This is a genomic window from Ruegeria sp. C12 (assembly GCF_056537745.1).
Window position 1 is genome coordinate 349,110 of the sequence record NZ_JBQFSA010000003.1, and the last position, 23,922, is coordinate 373,031.

Below are 23,922 nucleotides of genomic sequence, written 5' to 3' on the forward strand. Positions count from 1 at the left end.
AAAGGAAATGCCTGAATGGAACTGAGCGACGAAATCCGTATAACCGCCCCCCGTGACGTGGTGTACCGCGCCCTGAATGATGCAGAGATTCTGAAAGAGTGTATTCCGGGTTGCGAGGAACTGGTTCAGAACTCGCCCGAGGATCTGGAAGCCATGGTTGTGCTGAAAATCGGCCCGGTCAAGGCCAAGTTCGCCGGTCAGGTGACGCTGGACACCTCCAATGCACCGGATGGGTTTTCCCTGAATGGCGAAGGCAAAGGCGGGGCCGCCGGGTTCGCCAAGGGCGGGGCCGAGGTGACACTGACCGAAGATGGCGATGAGACGGTGCTGGCCTACACCGCCAAGGTCGATATCGGCGGCAAGATCGCACAATTGGGCAGCCGCTTGATCGCAGGAACGGCCAAGAAACTGTCCGGTAAGTTCTTCACCCGCTTCGGTGAAATCGTGTCCGAGCAATCAGTGTCGTGAGATTGAAAATGACAGCAAACATCGCCCGCGCACGGGTGGTTTTGGAATAGCATCTTTGGGGGATTTGGTGCCCAGGAGAGGACTCGAACCTCCACGTCCATACGGACACTAGCACCTGAAGCTAGCGCGTCTACCAATTCCGCCACCTGGGCAGGTGTCGTGAGGGGGCGTTTAAGCCCAGTGGCGGGGGGCGTCAACCGGATTCGGGGAGATTTTTGAAAGTTTTTTGAACAAGGCCGATTACGCCCCCAATCAGGCATTGTGCCGATGTTGCCGCGTGGCGAATTAGCGCCTTGTTTCGAAGCGATCTGGGCGCTACGTCTTTTCCCCATAAAGTCAGCAGGAGGTCACCCATGTCCAAACTGGTCACGATTTACGGCGGATCGGGTTTTGTCGGGCGCTACATCGCGCGACGGATGGCGGGTGAAGGGTGGCGCGTGCGCGTGGCGGTGCGCCGGCCGAACGAAGCCATGTTTGTCAAACCCTACGGCGTGGTTGGTCAGGTCGAACCGGTCTTGTGCAATATCCGCGATGATGCGTCGGTTGCGCAGGCTATGCAGGGTGCGGATGCGGTCGTGAACTGCGTGGGCGTCCTGAACGAGCTTGGCAACAATGATTTTGCCGCCGTGCAGGCCGAAGGGGCCGAGCGGATCGCGCGTTTGGCGGCGCAGCAGGGTATCGCGCGTATGGTTCATATTTCGGCCATTGGTGCGGATGCAGATGCGGCCAGCACATACTCGCAGACCAAGGCGCGGGGAGAGGCGGGCGTGTTGCAGCATATGCCCGACGCCGTGATCCTGCGCCCGTCGCTTGTCTTTGGCACGGAAGATCAGTTCTTCAACCGCTTTGCGGGTATGGCGCGTCTGGGTCCGTTTTTACCTCTGGTCGGTGCCGATACGAAATTCCAGCCGGTCTATGTGGACGATGTCGCGCAGGCGGCGGTCAAAGGGGTTCTGGGTCAGGCGCAGGCCGGGGTTTACGAATTGGGCGGGCCCGAGGTCAAAACCTTCCGCGCCCTGATGCAGCAGATGCTGGAGGTCATTCACCGCCGCCGGATCATTCTGGGTGTACCGTTCTTTGTGGCCAAGATCATGGCCGGGGTTCTGGACATTGCGAAATTCGTCAGCTTCCAGCTGTTCCCCAACAACATCCTGACCCGCGATCAGCTGAAAAACCTGCGCCGGGACAATGTTGTGTCAGAGGGTGCAAAAACGCTGGAAGATCTTGGGATCGAAGCCACGACGCTTGCGTCGGTTCTGCCCGAGTACCTGTGGAAATTCCGCCCCTCGGGCCAGTATGACGACATCCAGAATTCCGCCGATAACCTGCGGACCTGATCAGCTGTAGGCAATCACCAGCAGGGTGATGCCCAGAAACACGCGGTAAATCACGTATGGGGTGAAGCTGACGCTGCGCAGCAGGCGCATCATCAGGCTAAGCGCCAAAAGTGCCGAGACAAAGGCGAAGGCAGCGGCAATCGCCCCGTCTTTGGCCAGATTGGTATCGGCCTGATGGATCACATCCGCTGACAACAAGACGCCCGAGGCGATGATCGTCGGGATCGACATCAGCATGGCAATGCGGGCCCCGTCCTCGCGCGTGTATCCCAGATGCCGGGCACCGGTGATGGTAATGCCGGACCGCGATGTACCGGGGATCAGGGCGATGGCCTGCCACAGGCCCATGATCGCCGCGTCCCGCAGGCCCCAATCCTTTGCCACCTTGGTTTGCGGGCCCTTTTGATCCATCCAATACAGCAACACGCCAAACAGCAGCATTGTCCAGCCGATCACAGCGATCGAACGCATCGCATCGCTCAGCCCGGTCAGAAACAGGACAAGCCCGGCAAGAACGGTTGGGATCGTCGCGATGATCAGCCCCAGGGCCAGCCTGGCCTGCGGGGTATCGGTTTGGCCTCTTAGGGCGCGGGGCACGCCGGAGAGGGCAGATTTCACGTCCGTCCAAAAATACAGCACAACCGCGCCCAGCGTGCCCACATGAACCGCGACGTCTATGGTTTGGCCCTGATCCTCCATCCCTGTCAGGCTGGGCAGCAGGATCAGATGGCCCGATGAAGACACCGGCAGGAATTCAGTTATCCCCTGAATTATCGCTACGAGAATCAAGTGAAAAAGACTCATTTAACCTGCTGCACTGCTACCAAATCGTTTTACTTTTTATGGGTATTCCGGTGGCTCTCAAAAGGAAAGTGCGTTGATAGGTCCGAATCGGAACTAAAATCACGCAGTAATTTCCCGAGATTAGCAAGATACCGCAAACTTTTCCAATTTAGGTCAGTACTTTTTACTTTTCATCCCAAACTGCATCTCTTAAACAGGCCCGACCAAGCCAATTCATGGAGTCTGACCCGTGGCCAAGCAACCGATGCTGAAATTTGTGCAGATCGACCGCGTCATGCCGGAAAAGCGTGCCGCTGATGACCGCAAGGAAGACTTTGACGAAATCTATGCCGAGTTCGCGGCGGACAAGGCGGCAGAGCAGGCCAGCCGGTGCAGCCAGTGTGGTGTGCCCTATTGCCAGTCGCACTGCCCGCTGCACAACAATATCCCCGATTGGCTGAACCTGACCGCGACGGGTCGTCTGGAAGAGGCGTATCAGACCAGTCAGGCCACCAACACCTTCCCCGAGATTTGTGGCCGCATTTGCCCGCAGGATCGCCTGTGCGAAGGCAATTGCGTGATCGAACAGTCCGGCCACGGCACCGTCACCATCGGGACGATCGAAAAATACATCACCGACACGGCATGGGACAAAGGCTGGGTCAAGCCCGTGGTTCCGGGGGCCGAGCGCAGCGAAAGCGTTGGCATCATCGGTGGTGGCCCCGGCGGGCTGGCGGCGGCGGATATGCTGCGTCGCGCCGGTGTTCAGGTGACGGTTTATGACCGCTATGACCGCGCCGGTGGGTTGCTGATGTACGGCATTCCGGGCTTCAAGCTGGAAAAGGACATCGTGCAGCGCCGCAACGACCTGCTGGCCGATGGCGGGGTTGAGTTCGTGCTGAACTGCGACGTGGACGCTGCCAAATTCGACGAGATTCGCGCCAAGCATGACGCCGTGATCATCGCGACCGGCGTTTACAAATCGCGCGACCTGTCGATGCCGGGCAGCGGGCTGAACGGCATCGAAAAGGCCATCGACTTCCTGACCGCCTCGAACCGCAAAAGCTTTGGTGACGCGGTCGAAGATTTCGACAATGGCCGCCTGAACGCCGATGGCAAGAAAGTCGTCGTGATCGGCGGTGGCGATACCGCGATGGACTGTGTGCGCACCTCGATCCGGCAAGGGGCCACTTCGGTCAAATGCCTGTACCGCCGCGACCGCGCGAACATGCCCGGCTCGCAGCGCGAAACCCAGAATGCCGAGGAAGAAGGCGTGATCTTCGAATGGCTCAGCGCGCCCAAGGGCTTTACCGGCGACGATACCGTCTCGGGCGTGATGGTGCAGAAAATGCGTCTGGGTCAGCCCGACGCCACGGGCCGTCAGGCCCCCGAGGTGATCGAAGGCGCGGATTATGTGGAAGAGGCCGATCTGGTCATCAAGGCGCTGGGCTTCGAGCCCGAAGACCTGCCCACCCTGTTCGGCCAGCCCGATCTGCCCGTGACCCGTTGGGGTACCGTCAAGGCCGCCTTCCAGACCGGTGAGACCGAGATGGACGGCGTTTATGCCATCGGTGACATCGTGCGCGGGGCCTCTCTGGTGGTCTGGGCCATCCGTGACGGGCGCGATTGTGCCGACGCGATCATCGACCGGTTCAACGCCAAAGCTGCTGTCGCAGCCGAATAAGCCAGATACCAAAGCGAATTAAGCCCCCTCGGAAGAAGGAGACAGCCAATGACCAAATATGATGCCGATTGGGTGCGGGCCGAAGAAGCCAAACGCCAGTGGATGGCGGAAAACGGTCTTTATTCCGAGGATGAGGAGCATTCGTCCTGCGGTGTGGGTCTTGTTGTCTCGGTCGATGGTAAGAAAAGCCGCAAGGTTGTGGATGCAGGGATCGATGCGCTCAAGGCGATCTGGCACCGGGGCGCGGTGGATGCCGATGGCAAGACCGGCGATGGCGCGGGGATCCACGTGCAAATTCCGGTTCCATTCTTCTATGACCAGATCCGCCGCACCGGGCACGAGCCCAATCTGGATCAGTTGATCGCCGTCGGTCAGGTGTTCTTGCCGCGTACCGATTTCGGGGCGCAGGAAAGCTGCCGGACCATCGTGGAAACCGAAGTTCTGCGCATGGGCTATTACATCTATGGCTGGCGTCACGTACCGGTCGATGTGACCTGTCTGGGCGACAAGGCCAACGCTACCCGGCCCGAGATCGAGCAGATCCTGATCTCGAATTCAAAAGGCGTGGACGAAGAGACGTTCGAGCGCGAGCTGTACGTGATCCGTCGCCGGATCGAAAAGGCTGCCCTGGCCGCTGGGATTTCCGGGCTGTATCTGGCGTCGCTGTCCTGCCGCTCGATCATCTACAAAGGCATGATGCTGGCCGAGCAGGTGGCCGTGTTCTACCCGGACCTGATGGATGAACGCTTCGAATCCGCATTCGCGATTTATCACCAGCGCTATTCGACCAACACCTTCCCGCAATGGTGGCTGGCGCAACCTTTCCGCATGCTGGCCCATAACGGCGAGATCAACACGCTGAAGGGCAACGTCAACTGGATGAAAAGCCATGAAATCCGGATGACCTCGGACAGCTTTGGCGACTATGCCGAAGACATCAAGCCGATCATCGCGGGGGGATCGTCGGATTCGGCTGCATTAGACTCGGTTTTTGAGGTTCTGGTGCGCGCGGGCCGCTCGGCCCCGATGGCGAAAACCATGTTGGTGCCGGAAAGCTGGTCCAAGCAGGCGGTGGAACTGCCGCAGGCGTGGCGCGATATGTATTCCTATTGCAACTCGGTGATGGAGCCGTGGGACGGCCCCGCCGCTTTGGCGATGACCGACGGCCGCTGGGTCTGTGCCGGTCTGGACCGCAACGGGTTGCGCCCGATGCGTTACGTTGTGACGGGTGACGGGCTGGTCATCGCGGGGTCTGAAACCGGTATGGTGCCAATCGATGAGGCCACCGTGACCGAAAAAGGCGCGCTTGGTCCGGGTCAGATGCTGGCAGTGGACATGAAGAAGGGCAAACTGTTCCGCGACAAGCAGATCAAGGACAAACTGTCCCGCGCGCTGCCGTTTGGCGACTGGGTGAGCAAAATCAACGATGTGGACGATACGCTGGCAGGTGTGTCCGAGGCTCCGATCTTCTCGGGCGATGAACTGCGCAAACGTCAGATCGCGGCAGGATACTCGGTCGAGGAACTGGAGCAAATCCTCGCGCCCATGGCCGAAGATGGGAAAGAGGCGTTGGCCTCGATGGGTGACGATACGCCCTCGGCGGTTCTGTCCAAGAAATACCGTCCGCTCAGCCATTTCTTCCGCCAGAACTTCAGCCAGGTGACCAACCCGCCCATCGACAGCTTGCGCGAATACCGTGTGATGTCGCTGAAGACGCGGTTCGGCAACCTGAAGAACGTGCTGGATGAAGACAGCAGCCAGACCGAGATCATCGTGCTGGAAAGCCCCTTTGTCGGTAACGCGCAGTGGGACAAGCTGGTTGAAAACTTCAACTCTCCTCTGGCCGAGATCGACTGTAGCTTTGAACCCGGCCGGGGCGCGCTCAGCGCCGCTTTGGCCCGTATCAGAGCCGAAGCGGAAGAGGCCGTGCGCTCGGGCGCGGGTCATCTGGTCCTGTCCGATCTGAACTCGGGTCAGGGTCGTGTGGCGATGCCGATGATTCTGGCGACCAGCGCGGTGCATTCGCATCTGACGCGGCAGGGGCTGCGGACGTTCTGTTCGCTGAACGTGCGGTCGGCCGAATGCGTCGATCCGCATTACTTTGCGGTTCTGATCGGTTGCGGCGCGACCGTGGTGAACGCCTATCTGGCCGAGGATTCGCTGGCCGACCGCATTGACCGCGGGTTGCTGGACGGGACGCTGACCGAAAACGTGGCGCGGTATCGCGAAGCCATCGATCAGGGCCTGTTGAAAATCATGGCCAAGATGGGGATTTCGGTGATCTCGTCCTATCGTGGCGGTCTGAACTTTGAGGCCGTGGGCCTCAGCCGCGCCATGGTGGCCGAGTATTTCCCGGGCATGACCAGCCGGATCTCGGGTATCGGCGTCACCGGTATTCAGGCCAAGGTCGAGGAAATCCACGCCAAAGGCTGGGACAGCGGTCTGGACGTGCTGCCCATCGGTGGTTTCTACAAAGCGCGCAAATCGGGTGAGACCCACGCGTGGGAAGCGACCTCGATGCATATGATGCAAATGGCCTGCAACCGCGCCTCATATGAGCTGTGGAAACAGTATTCGGCCAAGATGCAGTCGAACCCGCCGATCCACCTGCGCGACCTGATGGATTTCAAACCGCTGGGCAAGCCGGTGCCGATTGAAGAGGTGGAATCGATCACCTCGATCCGTAAGCGCTTTGTCACGCCGGGCATGTCGCTGGGCGCGCTGTCGCCCGAAGCGCATAAGACGCTGAACGTGGCGATGAACCGGATCGGTGCGAAATCCGACTCGGGCGAGGGTGGCGAAGACCCGGCGCATTTTGTGCCGGAACCCAATGGCGACAACCCCTCGGCCAAGATCAAACAGGTGGCTTCTGGTCGCTTCGGTGTGACTGCCGAATACCTGAACCAGTGCGAAGAGCTTGAGATCAAGGTCGCCCAGGGTGCGAAACCCGGTGAGGGTGGGCAATTGCCCGGCATGAAGGTCACCGATCTGATCGCGCGTCTGCGCCATTCAACCAAGGGCGTGACGCTGATCTCACCACCGCCGCATCACGACATCTACTCGATCGAGGATCTGGCGCAGCTGATCTATGACCTGAAACAGATCAACCCACGCTGCAAGGTGACGGTGAAACTGGTGGCGTCCTCGGGCGTTGGCACGATTGCCGCCGGTGTGGCCAAGGCCAAGGCGGATGTGATTCTGATTTCGGGCCATAATGGTGGTACCGGGGCTTCTCCGGCGACGTCGATCAAATATGCCGGTCTGCCGTGGGAGATGGGCCTGACCGAGGCGCATCAGGTTCTGGCGATGAACAACCTGCGGGATCGGGTGACTCTGCGCACCGATGGCGGGTTGCGCACCGGGCGCGATATCGTCATGGCCGCGATGATGGGGGCCGAGGAATATGGCATCGGCACCGCCGCCCTGATCGCGATGGGCTGTATCATGGTGCGTCAGTGCCAGTCGAACACCTGCCCTGTTGGCGTCTGTACGCAGGACGAATCCCTGCGCGCCAAGTTCACCGGCAATGCGGACAAGGTGGTGAACCTGATCACCTTCTACGCGCAGGAGGTGCGCGAGGTGCTGGCTAGCCTTGGTGCCCGGTCCGTGGATGAGATCATCGGGCGTGCCGATCTGCTGGCTCAGGTCAGCCGGGGCTCGGCCCATCTGGACGATCTGGACCTGAACCCGCTGCTGATCACCGTCGATGGCGCGCATGACATTGTCTATGACCGCGACAAGGATCGGAACGCGGTGCCGGATACTCTGGACGCTGAAATCGTGCGCGACGCGGCGCGGTTCCTGAAAGACGGTGAAAAGATGCAACTGTCCTACGCGATCCAGAATACGCACCGGACGGTCGGCACCCGTGTCTCCAGCCATATTGTGCAGAATTTCGGCATGCGGAACACGTTCCAGGACGACCATCTGCATGTGAAACTGCAGGGCTCGGCGGGGCAATCGCTGGGGGCCTTTGCCGCCCCGGGCCTGAAGCTGGAAGTGTCGGGCGACGCAAATGACTATGTCGGCAAGGGCCTGTCGGGCGGTACCATTGTCGTGCGCCCGCCGCAGGTCAGCCCGTTGAAGGCAGATGACAACACCATCATCGGCAACACTGTTCTGTATGGGGCCACCGATGGCCATCTGTTCGCGGCTGGCCGCGCGGGTGAGCGGTTTGCCGTGCGTAACTCGGGCGCCAAAGTGGTGATCGAGGGCTGTGGTTCGAACGGGTGTGAATACATGACCGGCGGCGTGGCCGTTATCCTTGGCGATATCGGGGCCAATTTCGGGGCCGGTATGACCGGCGGCATGGCCTATCTGTATGACCCCGAAGGCAAGGCCGAATTGCTGATGAACAAAGAGACTCTGGTGACCTGTCCGGTGACCGTGGATCATTGGGTGGATCAGCTGAAATCGCTGGTCGAGCGTCACGCGGCCGAGACCCACAGCCGCAAGGCCGCCGACATTCTGCAACACTGGGATGTGGAAAAAGCCAACTTCCTGCAGGTCTGCCCGAAAGAGATGCTGAACAAGCTCAGCCATCCGCTGACAAGCGAAGTTGCCGCTGTTCCGGCGGAATAGCCGCCAATTCAGCCAAAAACAGGGCCCCGCGTGACTTTTGAATCACGCGGGGCCTTTCTTATTGGCGTGGATCGTCTGCGCGTCTTGCTGGATCGCAACCATCCCGCCTAGCCTTTTGTTCACGCTTTAGTGATGAATAGCCATCATGCTGTGGCCGCGCTGCGGTGTCGAACAGGAGGTGCCGAATGCCGACCACTTACCTTGACCAGTTCTATGCGTTCGATCCGGCCAATCCGCCTCCGGCCGGGACGGCCATAACGGTCGAAAAGTACAATCTGGTCGATGATGATGACGATTTCGACATCGAAGCCGGCACTGGCGACACCGTGAACGGTCAGTTGGTGACCTCGTCCTGGCCGGGGGACACGGTGACCATCAACCTGACGGGCGGTGGCACCGCGACCTACACAGGAACGACCTTTTATCTGGCGGATGGCACACGTGTGTTCACACCCACGGACGGGTCCGTCCTGCAGCCCGGCACGCTGGCGTCCACAACGTTTGTGACCACGCAAGGCCCGCTGGACGTGACCACCGATCTGGGCCCGCCATGCTTTACGCCGGGCACCATGATCGCCACGCCGCAAGGCCCGCGTGCAGTGGAAACGCTGATGGCGGGCGACCTTGTCACCACCGTGGATCACGGCCCGCAACCGCTGATCTGGGTTGGGCGCACCACTGTTGAGGCCGAGGGCAAACTTGCACCCGTTCAGTTCCAGGCGGGTGTGCTGGGGCTGGACCAACCGCTGCTGGTCTCACCACAACACCGCATGCTGATCGAAGACTGGCGCGCGCCGCTGTTGTTCGGCCACCCCGAGGCATTGATTGCCGCCCATTGTCTGGTGAACGGGGATACAGTGAGGCGGATCGAAGGCGGACAGGTCGACTACATCCACCTGTTGTTCGAACGGCACGAGATCATCTTTGCCAATGGCGCTAAAAGCGAAAGCTATTACCCCGGTCACGCCCTGACGACGCCTGAACGGGAAACACAGGCCGAAATCCTGCATCTGTTCCCGGAATTGAAGGCGCGCGGGGCCAGGATGCCCGACACCGCCCGCCCGGTCGTACCTGCGCGCGAAGCACGGGCAATCGCGATTTAGGCCGTTTCAAAGCGGCCTCGTGCGTCGTATAGCTGAGATATGGCAAAGAAAGCAGCCCGCAAATCGAGCGGTAAGAAAAGCAAGGCACGCAAAAAGACAACGCCATTGGGTCAGAAACTGCGCCGTTGGGTAACGCGCGCGGCGCTGGGCATTGTGTGTTTCTTGATTGGACTGATCTTGCTCTATTCGGTCGTGAACCCTCCGATCACCCACACGATCTGGTCGGAATGGCGGCGGTTGGGCAAGGTCGAGCGCGAATGGGTGCCGATCGAAGAGATCAATCCGGTCATGGCCCGGTCGGTTGTCGCGGCCGAGGACGCGAATTTCTGCCTGCATTGGGGGTTTGACGTCGAAGCGATCCGGGATGCGTTGGAGGATGGCGGCAGTCGAGGGGCCTCGACCATAACGCAGCAGGTGGTGAAGAATGTGTTCCTGTGGCAGGGCCGCAGTTGGGTGCGCAAGGCGATGGAAACCTCGATCACGCCGGTGGTCGAAATATTCTGGAGCAAGCAGCGTATACTTGAGGTCTATCTGAACGTCGCCGAGACCGGGAACGGTATCTTCGGGGTCGAGGCTGCGGCGCAGCGCAATTTCGGTGTCAGCGCGGCGAATATGACCCCGACGCAGGCGGGGCGGATTGCGGCTATCCTGCCCTCACCGCGCAATCGCTCGGTCACGGACCCGTCGGTTTTCACCCGCAGACGGGCCGCGGCGATTCTTGAGGGGGCGGCCACCATCCGCGCAGATGGTCGCGCGGATTGTTTCGAGGATTGAAACCTGACGCCTCTCGGGGCTAAAGCAGAAGAGTATTCACTGGTTCGATTGGAAGTCCATGGCGCGTCTGTTTCACGTTCCCCTGTCCCCCTACTGCCGCAAGGTTCGGCTGTCTTTGGCAGAAAAGAAGATCGAGGTCGAACTGGTCGAAGAAAGATATTGGGAGCAAGACCCGGATTTCCTGCGTCGCAACCCGGCAGGCAAAGTGCCTGTGTTGCGGCTGGACGGCCAGATCATGTCGGAAAGCGCTGCGATCTGTGAATATATCGAAGAAACCCGACCCGAACCGCCGCTGATGCCAAAAACGCCCGAAGCCCGGTTTGAAGTGCGTCGGCTGGTTGGCTGGTTCGATGACAAGTTTCATAACGAGGTGACCTCGAAGCTTCTGTATGAGCGGGTCAACAAGAAGATGACCGGGCAGGGCTATCCCGACAGCAAGAACGTCAAGGAAGGTGCGCGGGCGATCAAGTATCATCTGGATTACATGGCGTGGCTGCTGGATCACCGGCGCTGGCTGGCCGGGGATCAGATGACCCTGGCCGATTTCGCTGCGGCGGCGCATCTGTCGGCGCTGGATTATATCTCGGATGTAGATTGGAATCGCAGCGCGGCGGTGAAGGACTGGTACGCCAAGATCAAGTCGCGCCCGGCGTTCCGCTCGATCCTGGCGGATCAGGTGCCGGGATTCCGGCCCCCGCCCCATTACGCCGATCTGGATTTCTGATAGGGTGGTGAGGGGGCTGTCTGCCCCCTCTTGGCCTTGAAGGCCAATTCACCCCCGAGGATATTTTTGGCCAGATGAAGAGCGGATCGGGTTTAAAAGACAAGTTGGTAGAGCAGGCTTTGGCCGAGGGGTTTGTGTCCTGTCGGGTCTGTCGGCCTTGGGATGTACCGCAAGTGCCGGACCGATTGGCGGCGTTTCTGGACGCCGGTTATCACGGGCAGATGGGTTGGATGGCCGAGCGGACCCATTGGCGTGGCGATCCGGCGGCGCTGTGGCCCGAGGCGCGTTCGGTGATCATGTTGGCCGAGAGCTATACGCCCGAGCATGACCCGACCGAAGTGTTGGCACATCCCGAGCGCGGGGTGATTTCGGTTTATGCTCAGAACAAGGATTACCACGATCTGGTCAAGAAGCGCCTGAAGCGGTTGGCGCGGTGGCTGATTGCTGAAGCCGGGGGTGAGGTGAAGGTGTTTGTCGATACTGCTCCGGTGCCCGAAAAGGCCTTGGGGCAAGCGGCAGGGTTGGGATGGCAGGGCAAGCACACCAATCTGGTCAGCCGGGATTGGGGCAATTGGGCTTTCATAGGGTCTGTTTTCACGACTTTGGACATTGCATCGGACATGGCCGAGACGGATCATTGCGGATCGTGTCGTGCCTGTCTGGACAGTTGTCCGACCGATGCATTCCCGGCCCCGTATCAGTTGGATGCGCGGCGGTGCATTTCCTATCTGACCATCGAGCACAAAGGTCCGGTGGACGAAGAATTGCGCGGCAAGCTGGGAAACCGGATTTATGGCTGCGATGATTGTCTGGCGGCGTGTCCCTGGAACAAGTTTGCAGTTGCTGCAAGTGACCTCCGATATGCGGCTCGCGATGATCTGAAGGCCCCTGCGCTGGCGGAGCTGGCGGTTTTGGACGATGCCGCCTTCCGGGCGAAGTTTTCGGGATCGCCGATCAAGCGGATCGGGCGGGATCGGTTTGTGCGCAATGTGCTCTATGCGATTGGCAATTCCGGGCAGGCGGCGTTGCGCTCCGTGGCGCAGGGTTTGACCGACGATCCTGATCCGGCAGTGGCAGATGCGGCGCGCCGGGCGGTGAATCGACTGCCGTGAATGCCGCAAACAGGCTGGACGTCGCGATCCAAACCTCTAAACCCATGTGAAGCGAACAGATGGAGGACCCGATGGCGTTGGCTTTGGGGGTGGATACGGGCGGAACCTACACCGATGCGGTGTTGATCCGGGATGAGAGTGAGGTAATCGCCTCGGCCAAATCCCTGACAACACGAACCGATCTGGCGATCGGGGTGGGCAAAGCAATTTCGGCCGTGTTGGACGAGGCGAAGGTCACGCCCGATCAGATCTCGATGGCGTCGTTGTCGACCACATTGGCAACAAACGCTCTGGTCGAGGGGCAGGGTGGCCGCGTGGCGCTGATCTATATCGGATTCAAAGAAAGTGATCTTGAAAAGCACGGGCTGAAGGATGCGCTGAAGGGCGATCCGGCGTTGGTCGTTGCTGGTGGGCACAGCCATGCGGGCGGTGAAGTAAGGCCGCTGGATACAGAGACGCTGGAGGCGTTCTTGGACTCTCACAAAGGGATTTCAGGCTTTGCCGTTGCCGCCCAATTCGCGACCCGCAACCCGGCGCATGAGTTGGAGGCGGCGCGGATCATCGCGGAAAAGACCGGGGCGCCGGTCACGTGCTCTCATCACCTGTCGGCCAAGCTGAACGGGCCTAAACGCGCTGTGACGGCGGTGCTGAATGCCCGGCTGATCGGGATGATCGACCGTCTGATCGGGCGCGCGCAGGATCAGTTGCTGGCCTTGGGCATTACCGCGCCGATGATGGTGGTGCGCGGCGATGGCGCGTTGATGAGCGCCGAACAGGCCCGCGAACGACCCATTGAGACCATCCTCAGCGGCCCTGCCGCGTCGATTGTGGGGGCGAAGTGGTTGACGGGGGCCGAGAATGCGTTGGTCTCGGATATTGGCGGGACGACCACTGACGTGGCGCTGATCCGGGACGGCAAACCGGCGATTGATCCGGCGGGCGCACAGGTTGGCGGGTTTCGCACCATGGTCGAAGCGGTCGCCATGCGGACCCATGGGCTGGGCGGCGACAGTCAGGTGCATGTGGTGACCGAAGGTTTGGGCGGAGGTGTGTTCCTTGGGCCGCGCCGAGTTTTGCCTGTGTCACTGATTGCATCCGAAGCGCCAGGGGTCGTTCACGCCGTTCTGGACGAACAACTGCGCGCAACAACGGTCGGAGAGCATGACACGCGGTTCGCCCGCCGTGTGCCGGGTGTCCATGCCGATGGGGTCGGCGCGCGGGAAGTGGCGCTGTTGGACAGGTTGGGCGATCAGGTTCTGCCGCTTGGTGCCTTGTTGCGGACGCGGATGGAAAACGGTGCGCTGACCCGGTTGGTGGATCGCGGAATTGTTCAGGTCTCGGGGGTGACACCATCCGATGCCAGCCATGTGCTGGGGCGGGTCGATGCGTGGGATGCAAGTGCTGCGCGCAAGGCGCTGGAACTGGTGGCGCGCAAGCGGGTCGGGTCGGGCGTCATGCTGGCCACATCGCCCGAGCAGCTGGCGCAAATGATCATCGACCAACTGACCGAACAGACCAGTTTGACCTTGTTAGAGGCTGCTTTTGCCGAAGAGGCCGATGATTTCGGCCTCGCACCCAAGGACCTGGCCCGGCATGTTCTGACCAAACGCGGGCTGGCGCAGCACCGGGGTTTGTTGGCGCTGGATGCAGCGCTGAACGTGGATGTGGTGGGGCTGGGCGCCTCGGCCCCCAGCTACTACCCTGCGGTGGGGGATCGGCTGCGTTGCCAGATGGTGCTGCCGGACCATGCGGGCGTCGCCAACGCCATCGGTGCGGTTGTCGGGCGGCTGACTTTGCGGCGGTCGGGAACAGTGACCTCTCCGACCGAAGGCCGGTACCGCGTTCATCTTGAGGACGGCCCGCAGGATTTCGGCGCCTCGGATGAAGCGCTGGCCCTGTTGGAACGGGTCCTGCGCGCCGAGGCTGAGGGTGCCGTACGCGATGCCGGGGCCGAGGACATCCGGGTCGTCGTCGACCGCGACATCCGAACGGCGCGGGTGGAAGAACGGGATGTGTTTGTCGAGGCGATGCTGACCGTTGAAGCCAGCGGTCGCCCTCGGGTGGCCACGGGTTAGACCCCCTCAGAAGTCTGAGGGGAGATTGTTATTCAGCCGCGTCGCGCTTGGGCAGGACCCAGTCCTTGCGCGGGAAATGGCAGGTGTAGCCATGCGGGATGCGGACCAGATAGTCCTGATGTTCCGGCTCGGCTTCCCAGAACTCGCCGACAGGTTCGACCTCGGTCACGACCTTGCCGGGCCACAGGCCGCTGGCGTCCACATCGGCAATCGTATCCAGAGCCACCTGTTTCTGGGCATCATCCACAAAATAGATGGCCGAGCGATAGCTCATCCCGCGGTCATTGCCCTGTCGGTTTGGTGTGCTCGGGTCGTGGATCTGAAAGAAAAACTCCAGAAGCTCACGATAGGTGATTTGCGTCGGGTCGAACCAGATCTCGATCCCTTCGGCATGGGTGCCGTGGTTGCGATAGGTGGCGTTGGGCACATCGCCGCCGGTATAACCGACGCGGGTGCGGGATACGCCGGGCAGTTTGCGGATCAGGTCCTGCATGCCCCAAAAGCAACCTCCGGCCAGAACGGCGCGTTGTTCGGTCATCAGATATCCTCCACATGAATCAGGTATTCGCCATAGCCTTCGGCTTCCATCTCATCGCGATGGACGAACCGCAGCGAGGCGGAATTGATGCAATATCGTAGCCCACCATGTTCACGAGGGCCATCGGGGAACACATGCCCCAAATGGCTGTCGCCATGTTTCGAGCGGACCTCGGTCCGGATCATGCCGTGGGTGGTGTCGCGAAACTCTTCCACATGCTCGTAGATGATCGGCTTGGTGAAGCTGGGCCAGCCACAACCGGATTCGTATTTATGGGTCGAGGCGAACAAAGGCTCGCCCGATACGATGTCCACATAGATGCCGGGTTCCTTGTTTCCCAGATACTTGCCGGTTCCCGGGCGCTCGGTGCCGTTGCGCTGGGTTACATGGAATTCTTCGGGGGAAAGAGCGGCAATGGCCTCGGGGTCTTTGCTATAGCGGGTCATGGCGTCTCCGGGTCTTGTTTCTTTGAGCCAATATTTGGGGTGCGGGATCGCGAATGCAAAGGCATATTTCAACCGCCTCTCGGCTTCGTGCAAGTGATCTGCTGGTCGGGTTCAGGCGTATTATTAACAAAAGGAGGACAGCCCATGCTCAGAGTACTGCTTTTGACCGCATTGATTCTGGTGGGTCGGTCCGTTCAGGCGGCCCCGCTAACGGGCGAGTTTGCGTCGATTGATGGCGGCACTTTGTCCATCGAGGATTGGCGCGGACAACCCGTGTTGGTGGTCAACACCGCCTCGCAATGCGGATTCACCGGCCAATACGCCGCCTTGCAGGACGTGCACGAGGCGTATTCGCCGCGCGGTCTGGTGGTGCTGGCCGTTCCGTCCGATTCCTTCAATCAGGAGCTGGGTTCCGCAGATGAGGTCAAACAGTTCTGCGAGATGAACTATGGTCTGACCCTGCCAATGACCGATATCACACCGGTCACCGGTGGGGATGCGCATCCGTTTTACAAGGCTGTGGCCCAGCAGACGGGCTTTGTGCCCAATTGGAACTTCAACAAGATCCTGGTCGATCCAGAGGGCGAAGTTGCCGCCACCTACGGGTCGAATGTCAGGCCGGATTCGCGCAAATTGCTGACCAGGGTCGAAGGCATGTTGCGCTGAACGCCTCGGCCCTGAACCTTCCAGACTTAAGCTGCGTTTTCTGATCCCAAAGTGGGATCAGATCGGCTAATACTTGGCCGTAACGATCATTTCGTCCATTTTTGTTGATTGACCAGCCAATTAAACATACAAAGGTGCGATCTGACCAAATAAGGGAGGTGTGTCAGTGCTACTGGAGTACATTCTATCTTTCGGCGTCCTGCTGGCCCTGGGCCTGGTCGCTTTCTTCGTGGTGAAATGGTGGAACCTGCGCTGTGTCGGCGTCACCCCCGTCCACCTGTTCACCTTTATCGCGATCCTGTTCACGTCCGGGCTGGACGTTGGCCTGATCATGTTCCCCCTGACCGAGTTCGGCGGCTATGCTGAAGAGCCGGCCTACGCCTTCGCCAACCCGTTGGCGATCGAGTTCGGGTTCTGGGGCTTCCTGATCTGGGCGTTCTACTTCCTGACGGCTTTCTATTTCTGCGTGATCGAACCACGTGTGAAGTTCTTTGAGATCCCGCTGGTCAAACTGATCAACAACGTGGTGATCATCGGTACCTGTGCCTTCACCGCCAGCCTGTTCCTGATCTATCTGCCCGGCTACATCCCCGAAATCGGCGATGGTCAATCCGTGGTGACGACCTTCTATGTCATTGTATTCGTGGTTATTCTGGCGGCGGCCTATTCGTCGACCGACCTGAAATATGTGCGGATCCTGTCGGTGGGCTCGACCTTCCTGTTCCTGTCGCTGATCATCGGCATGTGGATTGCAGGCGGCATGGGCCTGACCGGGTTCTTTGAAACCGGCAGCAATATCGGCGCGTATTTTGCCAACATCCACAAGTTCGTTCTGCCGCTGACCGACTATCACGCCTTCTACCTGTTCTGGTGGTTTGCATGGTCAATCATGATCGGCCAGTTCACCTCGCGCTTTGTCGGTGGTCTGACCACATGGCAGTTGCTGGCGGCGCTGCTGATCTTCCCGTCGATCCCGCTGGGGATCTGGTTCACCGTTCTCTACTACTACCACCTGAACGGCATCGACACGGCGGGCATCACCAATATCGCCATGGTGATCGTGGGCGTGACCTTCGTGATCAACTCGCTGGACTCGCTGATCCGCCTGTACACGGACAACCTGAACATGACGGTCGAACGGTTCGGCAAGCTGCCTTACGTGGCCGGCAACGTTGCCATGCTGTTCATCTTGACCCTGCTGTTCCAAAGCCAGTGGCTGCAGATCCAGTGGATCGGCGCGGTTGTGGTCGGCCTCTATCTGGCTTGCGTGGTCTATATCCTGATCACCAAGCGCAAAGAGGTGCTGAGCATCGATTCAATGCCCGAAGGCCGCGATCTGGACTTCCACAAGGTTGAGACGGTTCACTGATCCAAACCACACGAAGCCAATAGCGGGCGCCTCGATGGGCGCCCGTTTTCTTTCCCCGGGCTTGGAAGCCCGCGGCTGCGCGCTATCCTTCTCTCCGGGAGATCGGGAAAGCTTTGTAATGTTGGAAGAAAACAGAAAAGATCTGGATGCAGAGAAGCAGAAGAAAACTCTGTTGCGTCTGATTGAGGTGCTCAGCGCATCTGATCCCGATCTCTACTACCGACCCACCAGTGACATTGCGGCCTATCTGGAGAAATACACCCGTAAAAACGCACGCCTAACAGCAGAAGAGCGTGCCCTGATGGAAAGTCTCAGCCGTCGCGACCTGGAGGTTCTGCTGAGCCTCCATTGAAAAAGGGCCCCCAAACGGCGGCCCTTCGTCATTGTCCGTAAAGACTGAAATCAGCCGTTCACGCTGTCTTTCAGTGCCTTCGCGATGGTCATTTTGACCACCTTGTCGGCTTCTTTCTTGAACTGCTCGCCGGTGGCGGGGTTGCGCACCATGCGCTCGGGGCGTTCGCGGCAGTAGATTTTGCCAACGCCGGGCAGGGTGACGGCACCGCCAGCCGAAACTTCGCGGGTGATCAGGCCGGTGATGGCCTCCAGCGCGGAGTTTGCGGATTTCTTGTCGGTTCCCATTTCCTCAGCGAGAGCAGCAACCAGCTGAGTCTTTGTCATAGGCTTTGCCATTTCTTGGTCTCCTTAACGTGCCCGATAAATAGGGCCTCACCGCGTAACTGTAACGGGATATTGTGGGTGAACACAACGAATAGTAGCGCTGAAACCCCTAAAAATATGGGGATTTCGTTGCTTTTTTGCGTCACAGGAAGGCTGTTTCGTCGAAAGACCGCAATTTCCGGCTGTGCAAACGCTCTAGCGGCATACCGCGCAGGTGTTCCATCGCTCGTATTCCAATTGCCAGATGGCGGCTGACCTGCGTCGTATAGAAGGACGAGGCCATGCCGGGAAGCTTCAATTCCCCATGCAGCGGCTTATCCGACACACATAGCAAAGTGCCGTAGGGCACCCGGAATCGATAGCCATTTGCGGCGATTGTGGCGCTTTCCATATCCAGCGCAATCGCGCGGGATTGGCTGAGCCGCTGCACCGGGCCGGATTGATCGCGCAGTTCCCAATTGCGGTTATCGACCGAGGCAACTGTGCCGGTGCGCATGATCCGCTTCAGCTCATACCCTTCAAGCTTGGTAACCTCGGCCACGCCATGTTCCAACGCCACCTGAATCTCGGCCAATGGCGGGATCGGAACCCAGACGGGCAGGTCATCGTCCAGCACCTTGTCTTCGCGCAGATAGGCATGGGCCAGAACAAAATCCCCCAGCGCCTGCGTGTTACGCAGACCGGCGCAGTGCCCGACCATCAGCCAGGCATGGGGGCGCAGAACAGCGATATGATCGGTCGCGGTTTTGGCATTCGACGGGCCAACCCCAATGTTGACCAGCGTGATCCCCGAGCCATCAGCCCGTTTCAGGTGATAGGTCGGCATCTGCGGCAGTTTCAAAGGCTGTTCCAGCGTCGCGTCCGCGGTCGTGATCTCGACATTCCCGGTCGAGACAAAGCTGGTATAGCCGCTGTTCGGATCAGCCAGTTGTTCGCGCGCGTAATTCTCGAATTCCGAAACGTAGAACTGGTAGTTGGTGAACAGAACGTGGTTCTGGAAATGGCTGGGGTCGGTGGCTGTGTAATGCGACAGGCGCGCCAGCGAATAATCCACGCGCTGGGCGGTGAACAGAGCCAGCGGGCCGACCTCATCATGGTCATGCACGCCGTTGACGATGTCGTCATTGGTGGTGGTCAAATCCGGTACGTCGAACACGTCGCGCAGGGTGAACCCGGCCGCGCCCTGATGCGGAACCACCAGATCGGGGTTGTTGGCCACTGCGAAATGCACCGGGATCGGGGTGTCTGATGCGCCGATGGTCACCGGCTGGTCGTGGTTCTTGATCAGCAAAGCGATCTGTTGCGTCAGGTAGGACCGGAACAGATCAGGCCGCGTCACGGTTGTTGCGTGGATGCCGGGCTCGGACACGTGACCAAAGCTCAGCCGGCTGTCGACCTGCGCGTAAGAGGACGTTTTTATACGAATTTCCGGATAATAGGCTCTGAATCGTTCAGACGGCGCGCCGCTTTGCAGGGCCGAGGCAAAGCTGTCGCACAGAAACTCGGTGGCTTGCTTATACAGCAGCTCCAGCCGCGCGACGGCGGCGTCCGGGTCGGTGAATTGTTCCGATTTTGGTGCGTCAGGTGTTTTTATTGTTGTCATGCCAGTGGTTCCAGAAGGTCTATCTTTTCAAATGTCCGCACATCCACCAGCCCCAGGTCGGATATCCTGAGTTCCGGGATCACGACCAGCGCCAGAAGCGAGTGCTGCATATACGCGTTGTTCAGTTGGCATCCGCAGGCCTTCATCGCCTCGACCATCTGTTCTGCCTTCGCCGCGACCTGCGTGGCGGGGCTGTCGGACATCAAGCCGGCGATGGGCAGTTCGACCAGCGCAATCTCTTGCCCGTCGCGGAACAGGGTGATCCCGCCGCCAACTTCGGCCAGACGGTTGGCGGCAAGGGCCATTTGATCGCGGTCGGTGCCCACGACGATCATATGGTGGCTGTCATGCGCCACAGTCGAGGCCATGGCCATTTTGCCCTGGTACCCGAAGCCAGAGACAAAGGCGTTGGTCACGCCGCCCGTGGCGCGGTGCCGTTCCACCAATGCAATCTGGCAGACATCGCCTTCACCCTCGACCAGCCCACCGATGATCGGCAGCTCTGCCTTCAGCGCTTTGGTCGGGGCCTGATTCTCGACAACACCGATGACGTTGGCCTGAACCCTGTTCGCCCCCGCAGGCGGTTTGATTTCGAAATCGCCTGAGGTCAGGTTATGCCCCAAATGCACCGTGTTGCGTGCCTTGTCGGGCCAGTTCAGATGTGGGCAGTCCACGGTGATGACGCTGTTCTCGGCCACAACGTTCCCCCGGGCGATCACCGTCTCAATCGGCAGCGTGCTAAGGTCGGAACTGAGGATAATGTCGGCCCGCCGCCCGGGCGTGACCGAGCCGATCTCACGCTCCAGCCCAAAATGGCTGGCGGTGTTGATCGTGGCCATTTGCAACGCCACCAGAGGATCGCAGCCGCAGGCAATCGCGTGGCGCACGACCCGGTTCATGTGGCCTTCATTGACCAGCGTGCCCGAGTGGCAGTCATCCGTGCACAGAATGAAATTGCGCGGGTCCAGCCCCTTTTCAGTGACAGCGGTGATCTGGCTTTCCACGTCATACCAGGCCGAGCCCAGCCGCATCATCGACCGCATCCCCTGCCGCACGCGCGCAATGGCGTCGGCCTCGCAGGTGCCTTCGTGGTCGTCCGCAGGCCCACCTGCGACGTAAGCTGCAAAATCAGGCCCTAAATCAGGCGATGCATAATGCCCGCCCACGGTTTTCCCAGCGCGCTGGGTGGCCGCAATCTCGGCCAGCATCTTCGGATCACCGTGGATCACACCGGGGAAATTCATCATCTCACCCAGCCCGATGATCCCCGGCCAGTTCATTGCTTCGCGGACATCCTCGGGCGTGATTTCATAGCCGGTCGTTTCCAATCCGGGGGCCGAGGGCGCGCAAGAGGGCATCTGGGTGAAGATGTTCACCGGCTGCAGCAGCGCCTCGTCATGCATCATGCGCACACCGTCCAGACCCAGCACATTGGCAATCTCGTGCGGATCAGTGAACATCGAGGTGGTACCATGCGGGATCACGGCCCGCGCAAATTCGGCCGGGGTCAGCATGCCGGATTCGATATGCATATGACCGTCACACAGACCGGGCAGGATATAGCGCCCCTGCGCCTCGATGATTTGGGTGTCAGGGCCAATGCAGTGCCCGGCGTCCGGTCCGACAAAGGCAATCCGCCCCTCGGCAATGGCGACGGAATGTCCCGGCAACAGCTCGCGGCTGTGCACATTCACCCAGATGCCACTGCGAATGACCGTATCTGCCGCCTCGCGACCGGCTGCTACGGCAATCAAACGAGGGGCGACATCGGGCCAGCTTGGGAAAGGTGAGTATTCCATGGCTCAACTTTCCCGAATGCGCGGTCAGGTGCAACCCCGGTAATCCCGTATCATGAAATCATCATATGGCTCGCCCGCCGCGCGCCAGCGCTGCCCGGCCCAACCAGAGAAGCTGCCCCGCAAGGGGCCGCGACGATGGGCGGGAGGTCCCCCGCCCCGATCTTGCGCCGACCTCAATTGGCGCAAACGTCCATAGATGTGCGAACCGAACCTGAACGCAATAGGGGTGAATCGAACCAACATAACTCTGGCATAAGTTCTACTAATGGAACGGGGGAAAATTATTTGTTGGTCAAACACCCCGACGCAAGGCAGGCTTTGCCAAGGTCAGCCGCCAAAGGAGCGTTTCCATGAGTGTCGCCAATCTCCGCCCCAATATCGACCACTGGTCCGAGCGTGTCGATATGGCCGCAACTTTCCGCTGGACCGAGCGTCTGAACATGCACGAGGCCGTGGCCAACCATTTCAGCCTGGCGGTGAATGACGACGGCACGCAGTTCCTGATGAACCCCAATCAGATGCATTTCAGCCGAATCCGCGCCTCGGACCTGTTGTTGCTGGATGCCAATGACCCCAAGGTGATGAGCCTGCCCGGCGCGCCGGACCCGACCGCCTGGGGCCTGCACGGCTCGATCCACCGCCATTGCGCCCATGCCCGCTGCGTGATGCATGTGCATTCGATCTTCGCCACGGTTCTGGCCTCGCTGGCCGACAGCAATCTTCCGCCGATCGATCAGAACACCGCCACGTTCTACAACCGCTATGTCATTGACGAGGAATTCGGCGGGCTGGCGTTTGACAGCGAAGGGGAACGCTGCGCCTCGATGCTGTCGGACCCGAAGAAAAAGGTCATGATCATGGGCAACCACGGTGTTCTGATCATCGGCAGCGACCCTGCGGACACGTTCAACCGGCTGTTTTATTTCGAACGCGCTGCCGAAACCTATATTCGCGCGCTGCAAACCGGCCAGCCCCTGCGCGTACTGTCCGATGAGATCGCCGAAAAGACCGCGCAGGAACTGGATGACTATCCCGGTCAGGCCGAGGCGCATCTGCGCGAGATCAAAGCGGTTCTGGACGCCGAAGGCTCGGACTACGCAACCTGATCAAGGCGTCAGCCCGCCCAACCCGATCCCCGCTGGCGGCAGGACCGGGTGTGAAAACCAGCGCGACAAAGGAAAGCTGACATGTCGGACAACGCACCGATGCAGGACATGAGCAAAGAGTGGAACTATCACCCGGATTTGCCGCTTCGGAACCCATCCATTTTCCAGTGGCCGCCGCGCCCGGCCTTCCTGCTGGGCTGGGTGGCCAGAAACTGGCTGACGCTCAGCGAACGGGTATTGATGCTGGCCCTCGCAATCGCGCTTTGGGCGTTCTTTTATCCGTCGCTTGAGACTGCGCAAACATTTGCCTTTGGTTGGATATTTCAGATCTGGCTGGTGAACTTCGCAATGATCTTCGCGGTGGCTGGCGGGCTGCACTGGTATTTCTACATCCGCAAGTCACAGGGCAAGAAGCTGAAGTTCGAACGTCGGGAACAGGGCCGAAACAACGCGCTGTGGAGCTTCAGCGATCAGGTCAAGGATAACATGTTCTGGTCACTGGGGTCCGGCGTTCTGCAACTGACCGGTTTTCAGGTGGTGACGATGTGGCTGATGGCCAACGGATATGTGCCGGTCATCACCTTCGCCCAAAACCCGGTCTGGTTTTTGCTGTGGCTGATCCTGATCCCCATGTGGTCGGCCTTTCATTTCTATTGGGTGCACCGGCTGCTGCATCAGCCGTTTCTGTACAAGAAGGTCCACAGCCTGCATCACCGGAACGTCAATATCGGCCCATGGTCCGGCCTGTCGATGCACCCGGTCGAGCATTTCTTTTACCTGACAACGCTCTGCATTCACTGGATCGTGCCTTCGCACCCCATTCATCTGTATTTCCACATCGTGTTTCAGGGCGCCGGAGCCGCGATGAGCCATACGGGCTATGAAGAGCTGCTGATCAAAGACAAAAAACGTCTGGCGCTGGGCACGTTTTATCACCAGCTGCACCACCGCTACTACGAATGTAACTATGGCAATCAGGAAATGCCGTGGGACCGTTGGTTCGGGACGTTCCATGACGGATCCCCCGAAGCAACCGCCGACACGCGGGCCCGGAAAAAGCGGATGTTTGGATAACC

At 59.9% G+C, this 23,922-nt stretch carries 20 protein-coding genes and 1 tRNA gene; 14 read left to right on the forward strand and 7 right to left on the reverse strand.

Annotation, left to right across the window (positions count from 1 at the left end; all coding sequences use genetic code 11):
* Nucleotides 1–15 precede the first annotated feature (15 nt).
* Nucleotides 16–468, forward strand: coding sequence for an SRPBCC family protein (locus ACR0C9_RS09105; RefSeq protein ID WP_480780846.1), 453 nt, complete (start codon nt 16–18; stop codon nt 466–468).
* Nucleotides 469–533: 65 nt separating this feature from the next.
* Here the strand turns inward: ACR0C9_RS09105 and ACR0C9_RS09110 are convergent.
* Nucleotides 534–620 (reverse strand) — tRNA-Leu (locus ACR0C9_RS09110).
* A 201-nt stretch (nt 621–821) separates the two neighbouring features.
* Between ACR0C9_RS09110 and ACR0C9_RS09115 the strand changes: the two genes are divergently transcribed.
* On the forward strand, nt 822–1,805 hold the full coding sequence (locus tag ACR0C9_RS09115; protein ID WP_170520803.1) for a complex I NDUFA9 subunit family protein: 984 nt from the start codon (nt 822–824) through the stop codon (nt 1,803–1,805).
* Here ACR0C9_RS09115 and ACR0C9_RS09120 read toward each other — a convergent pair whose 3' ends face one another.
* On the reverse strand, nt 1,806–2,609 hold the full coding sequence (locus tag ACR0C9_RS09120; protein ID WP_480627334.1) for an undecaprenyl-diphosphate phosphatase: 804 nt from the start codon (nt 2,607–2,609) through the stop codon (nt 1,806–1,808).
* 229 nt (nt 2,610–2,838) lie between these two features.
* Here ACR0C9_RS09120 and ACR0C9_RS09125 point away from each other — a divergent pair, with 229 nt between their 5' ends.
* The 7 genes from ACR0C9_RS09125 to ACR0C9_RS09155 all read left to right on the forward strand — a co-directional run bounded on the left by ACR0C9_RS09125 (nt 2,839) and on the right by ACR0C9_RS09155 (nt 14,641).
* Nucleotides 2,839–4,272 carry an NAD(P)-dependent oxidoreductase gene (locus ACR0C9_RS09125; protein ID WP_170623577.1) on the forward strand — a complete coding sequence of 478 codons (1,434 nt, stop codon included), beginning with the start codon at nt 2,839–2,841 and terminating at the stop codon, nt 4,270–4,272.
* 48 nt (nt 4,273–4,320) lie between these two features.
* Nucleotides 4,321–8,853, forward strand: coding sequence for a glutamate synthase large subunit (gene gltB, locus ACR0C9_RS09130; protein ID WP_480780847.1), 4,533 nt, complete (start codon nt 4,321–4,323; stop codon nt 8,851–8,853).
* 185 nt (nt 8,854–9,038) lie between these two features.
* Nucleotides 9,039–9,956: a Hint domain-containing protein gene (locus tag ACR0C9_RS09135; RefSeq protein ID WP_480780848.1), complete on the forward strand. Its 918-nt coding sequence runs from the start codon at nt 9,039–9,041 to the stop codon at nt 9,954–9,956.
* 39 nt (nt 9,957–9,995) lie between these two features.
* Complete coding sequence (gene mtgA, locus ACR0C9_RS09140; protein ID WP_480780849.1) at nt 9,996–10,730, forward strand: monofunctional biosynthetic peptidoglycan transglycosylase; 735 nt, start codon at nt 9,996–9,998, stop codon at nt 10,728–10,730.
* Between the two features lie 58 nt (nt 10,731–10,788).
* Nucleotides 10,789–11,454, forward strand: coding sequence for an FtsZ-binding protein FzlA (gene fzlA / locus ACR0C9_RS09145; RefSeq protein WP_170453282.1), 666 nt, complete (start codon nt 10,789–10,791; stop codon nt 11,452–11,454).
* Between the two features lie 74 nt (nt 11,455–11,528).
* Nucleotides 11,529–12,566, forward strand: a complete 1,038-nt coding sequence (queG, locus tag ACR0C9_RS09150) for a tRNA epoxyqueuosine(34) reductase QueG (protein ID WP_480780850.1) — start codon at nt 11,529–11,531, stop codon at nt 12,564–12,566.
* Between the two features lie 71 nt (nt 12,567–12,637).
* Nucleotides 12,638–14,641, forward strand: coding sequence for a hydantoinase/oxoprolinase N-terminal domain-containing protein (locus ACR0C9_RS09155; protein ID WP_480780851.1), 2,004 nt, complete (start codon nt 12,638–12,640; stop codon nt 14,639–14,641).
* A 28-nt stretch (nt 14,642–14,669) separates the two neighbouring features.
* Here the strand turns inward: ACR0C9_RS09155 and msrA are convergent, their stop codons facing one another.
* Together msrA and msrB are read right to left on the reverse strand one after the other, a co-directional pair.
* Nucleotides 14,670–15,179 (reverse strand): peptide-methionine (S)-S-oxide reductase MsrA, encoded by a 510-nt coding sequence (msrA, locus tag ACR0C9_RS09160; protein ID WP_170735397.1) that lies wholly within the window; start codon nt 15,177–15,179, stop codon nt 14,670–14,672.
* The gene (msrB, locus tag ACR0C9_RS09165) at nt 15,179–15,625 is read right to left on the reverse strand and encodes a peptide-methionine (R)-S-oxide reductase MsrB (protein ID WP_480780852.1); all 447 of its coding nucleotides are present in this window, start codon (nt 15,623–15,625) and stop codon (nt 15,179–15,181) included. Before msrB ends, msrA begins: the two co-directional genes overlap by 1 nt.
* A 144-nt stretch (nt 15,626–15,769) precedes the next feature.
* Between msrB and ACR0C9_RS09170 the strand changes: the two genes are divergently transcribed.
* The 3 genes from ACR0C9_RS09170 (at nt 15,770) to ACR0C9_RS09180 (ending at nt 18,012) form a co-directional block, all read left to right on the forward strand.
* Entirely contained in the window at nt 15,770–16,291 is a 522-nt protein-coding gene (locus ACR0C9_RS09170) for a glutathione peroxidase (protein WP_480780853.1), read from the forward strand.
* Between the two features lie 172 nt (nt 16,292–16,463).
* On the forward strand, nt 16,464–17,660 hold the full coding sequence (locus ACR0C9_RS09175; RefSeq protein ID WP_170521370.1) for a BCCT family transporter: 1,197 nt from the start codon (nt 16,464–16,466) through the stop codon (nt 17,658–17,660).
* A gap of 34 nt (nt 17,661–17,694) precedes the next feature.
* On the forward strand, nt 17,695–18,012 hold the full coding sequence (locus ACR0C9_RS09180) for a hypothetical protein (protein ID WP_480780854.1): 318 nt from the start codon (nt 17,695–17,697) through the stop codon (nt 18,010–18,012).
* A gap of 50 nt (nt 18,013–18,062) precedes the next feature.
* Here ACR0C9_RS09180 and ACR0C9_RS09185 read toward each other — a convergent pair whose 3' ends face one another.
* The 3 genes from ACR0C9_RS09185 to ade form a co-directional block, all read right to left on the reverse strand.
* On the reverse strand, nt 18,063–18,350 hold the full coding sequence (locus tag ACR0C9_RS09185; RefSeq protein ID WP_170453278.1) for an HU family DNA-binding protein: 288 nt from the start codon (nt 18,348–18,350) through the stop codon (nt 18,063–18,065).
* A 130-nt stretch (nt 18,351–18,480) separates the two neighbouring features.
* Nucleotides 18,481–19,941: an AMP nucleosidase gene (locus ACR0C9_RS09190; RefSeq protein WP_480780855.1), complete on the reverse strand. Its 1,461-nt coding sequence runs from the start codon at nt 19,939–19,941 to the stop codon at nt 18,481–18,483.
* The gene (ade, locus tag ACR0C9_RS09195) at nt 19,938–21,740 is read right to left on the reverse strand and encodes an adenine deaminase (protein ID WP_480780856.1); all 1,803 of its coding nucleotides are present in this window, start codon (nt 21,738–21,740) and stop codon (nt 19,938–19,940) included. Before ade ends, ACR0C9_RS09190 begins: the two co-directional genes overlap by 4 nt.
* A 350-nt stretch (nt 21,741–22,090) precedes the next feature.
* On the opposite strand from ade, the gene ACR0C9_RS09200 reads away from it, so the two are divergent.
* Nucleotides 22,091–22,846: a class II aldolase and adducin N-terminal domain-containing protein gene (locus ACR0C9_RS09200; protein ID WP_170453275.1), complete on the forward strand. Its 756-nt coding sequence runs from the start codon at nt 22,091–22,093 to the stop codon at nt 22,844–22,846.
* Between the two features lie 81 nt (nt 22,847–22,927).
* Nucleotides 22,928–23,920: a sterol desaturase family protein gene (locus ACR0C9_RS09205; RefSeq protein WP_480780857.1), complete on the forward strand. Its 993-nt coding sequence runs from the start codon at nt 22,928–22,930 to the stop codon at nt 23,918–23,920.
* The last annotated feature ends 2 nt before the right edge of the window (nt 23,921–23,922 follow it).

What these genes read in the sequence shown, in the direction of transcription:
- ACR0C9_RS09105 (WP_480780846.1), top strand. Translation starts at nt 16, where the DNA reads ATGGAACTGAGCGACGAAATCCGTATAACCGCCCCCCGTGACGTGGTG.
- ACR0C9_RS09115 (WP_170520803.1), top strand. Translation starts at nt 822, where the DNA reads ATGTCCAAACTGGTCACGATTTACGGCGGATCGGGTTTTGTCGGGCGC.
- ACR0C9_RS09120 (WP_480627334.1), bottom strand. Translation starts at nt 2,609, where the DNA reads ATGAGTCTTTTTCACTTGATTCTCGTAGCGATAATTCAGGGGATAACT.
- gltB (WP_480780847.1), top strand. Translation starts at nt 4,321, where the DNA reads ATGACCAAATATGATGCCGATTGGGTGCGGGCCGAAGAAGCCAAACGC.
- ACR0C9_RS09135 (WP_480780848.1), top strand. Translation starts at nt 9,039, where the DNA reads ATGCCGACCACTTACCTTGACCAGTTCTATGCGTTCGATCCGGCCAAT.
- mtgA (WP_480780849.1), top strand. Translation starts at nt 9,996, where the DNA reads ATGGCAAAGAAAGCAGCCCGCAAATCGAGCGGTAAGAAAAGCAAGGCA.
- fzlA (WP_170453282.1), top strand. Translation starts at nt 10,789, where the DNA reads ATGGCGCGTCTGTTTCACGTTCCCCTGTCCCCCTACTGCCGCAAGGTT.
- queG (WP_480780850.1), top strand. Translation starts at nt 11,529, where the DNA reads ATGAAGAGCGGATCGGGTTTAAAAGACAAGTTGGTAGAGCAGGCTTTG.
- ACR0C9_RS09155 (WP_480780851.1), top strand. Translation starts at nt 12,638, where the DNA reads ATGGCGTTGGCTTTGGGGGTGGATACGGGCGGAACCTACACCGATGCG.
- msrA (WP_170735397.1), bottom strand. Translation starts at nt 15,179, where the DNA reads ATGACCGAACAACGCGCCGTTCTGGCCGGAGGTTGCTTTTGGGGCATG.
- msrB (WP_480780852.1), bottom strand. Translation starts at nt 15,625, where the DNA reads ATGACCCGCTATAGCAAAGACCCCGAGGCCATTGCCGCTCTTTCCCCC.
- ACR0C9_RS09170 (WP_480780853.1), top strand. Translation starts at nt 15,770, where the DNA reads ATGCTCAGAGTACTGCTTTTGACCGCATTGATTCTGGTGGGTCGGTCC.
- ACR0C9_RS09180 (WP_480780854.1), top strand. Translation starts at nt 17,695, where the DNA reads ATGGGCGCCCGTTTTCTTTCCCCGGGCTTGGAAGCCCGCGGCTGCGCG.
- ACR0C9_RS09185 (WP_170453278.1), bottom strand. Translation starts at nt 18,350, where the DNA reads ATGGCAAAGCCTATGACAAAGACTCAGCTGGTTGCTGCTCTCGCTGAG.
- ACR0C9_RS09190 (WP_480780855.1), bottom strand. Translation starts at nt 19,941, where the DNA reads ATGACAACAATAAAAACACCTGACGCACCAAAATCGGAACAATTCACC.
- ade (WP_480780856.1), bottom strand. Translation starts at nt 21,740, where the DNA reads ATGGAATACTCACCTTTCCCAAGCTGGCCCGATGTCGCCCCTCGTTTG.
- ACR0C9_RS09200 (WP_170453275.1), top strand. Translation starts at nt 22,091, where the DNA reads ATGAGTGTCGCCAATCTCCGCCCCAATATCGACCACTGGTCCGAGCGT.
- ACR0C9_RS09205 (WP_480780857.1), top strand. Translation starts at nt 22,928, where the DNA reads ATGTCGGACAACGCACCGATGCAGGACATGAGCAAAGAGTGGAACTAT.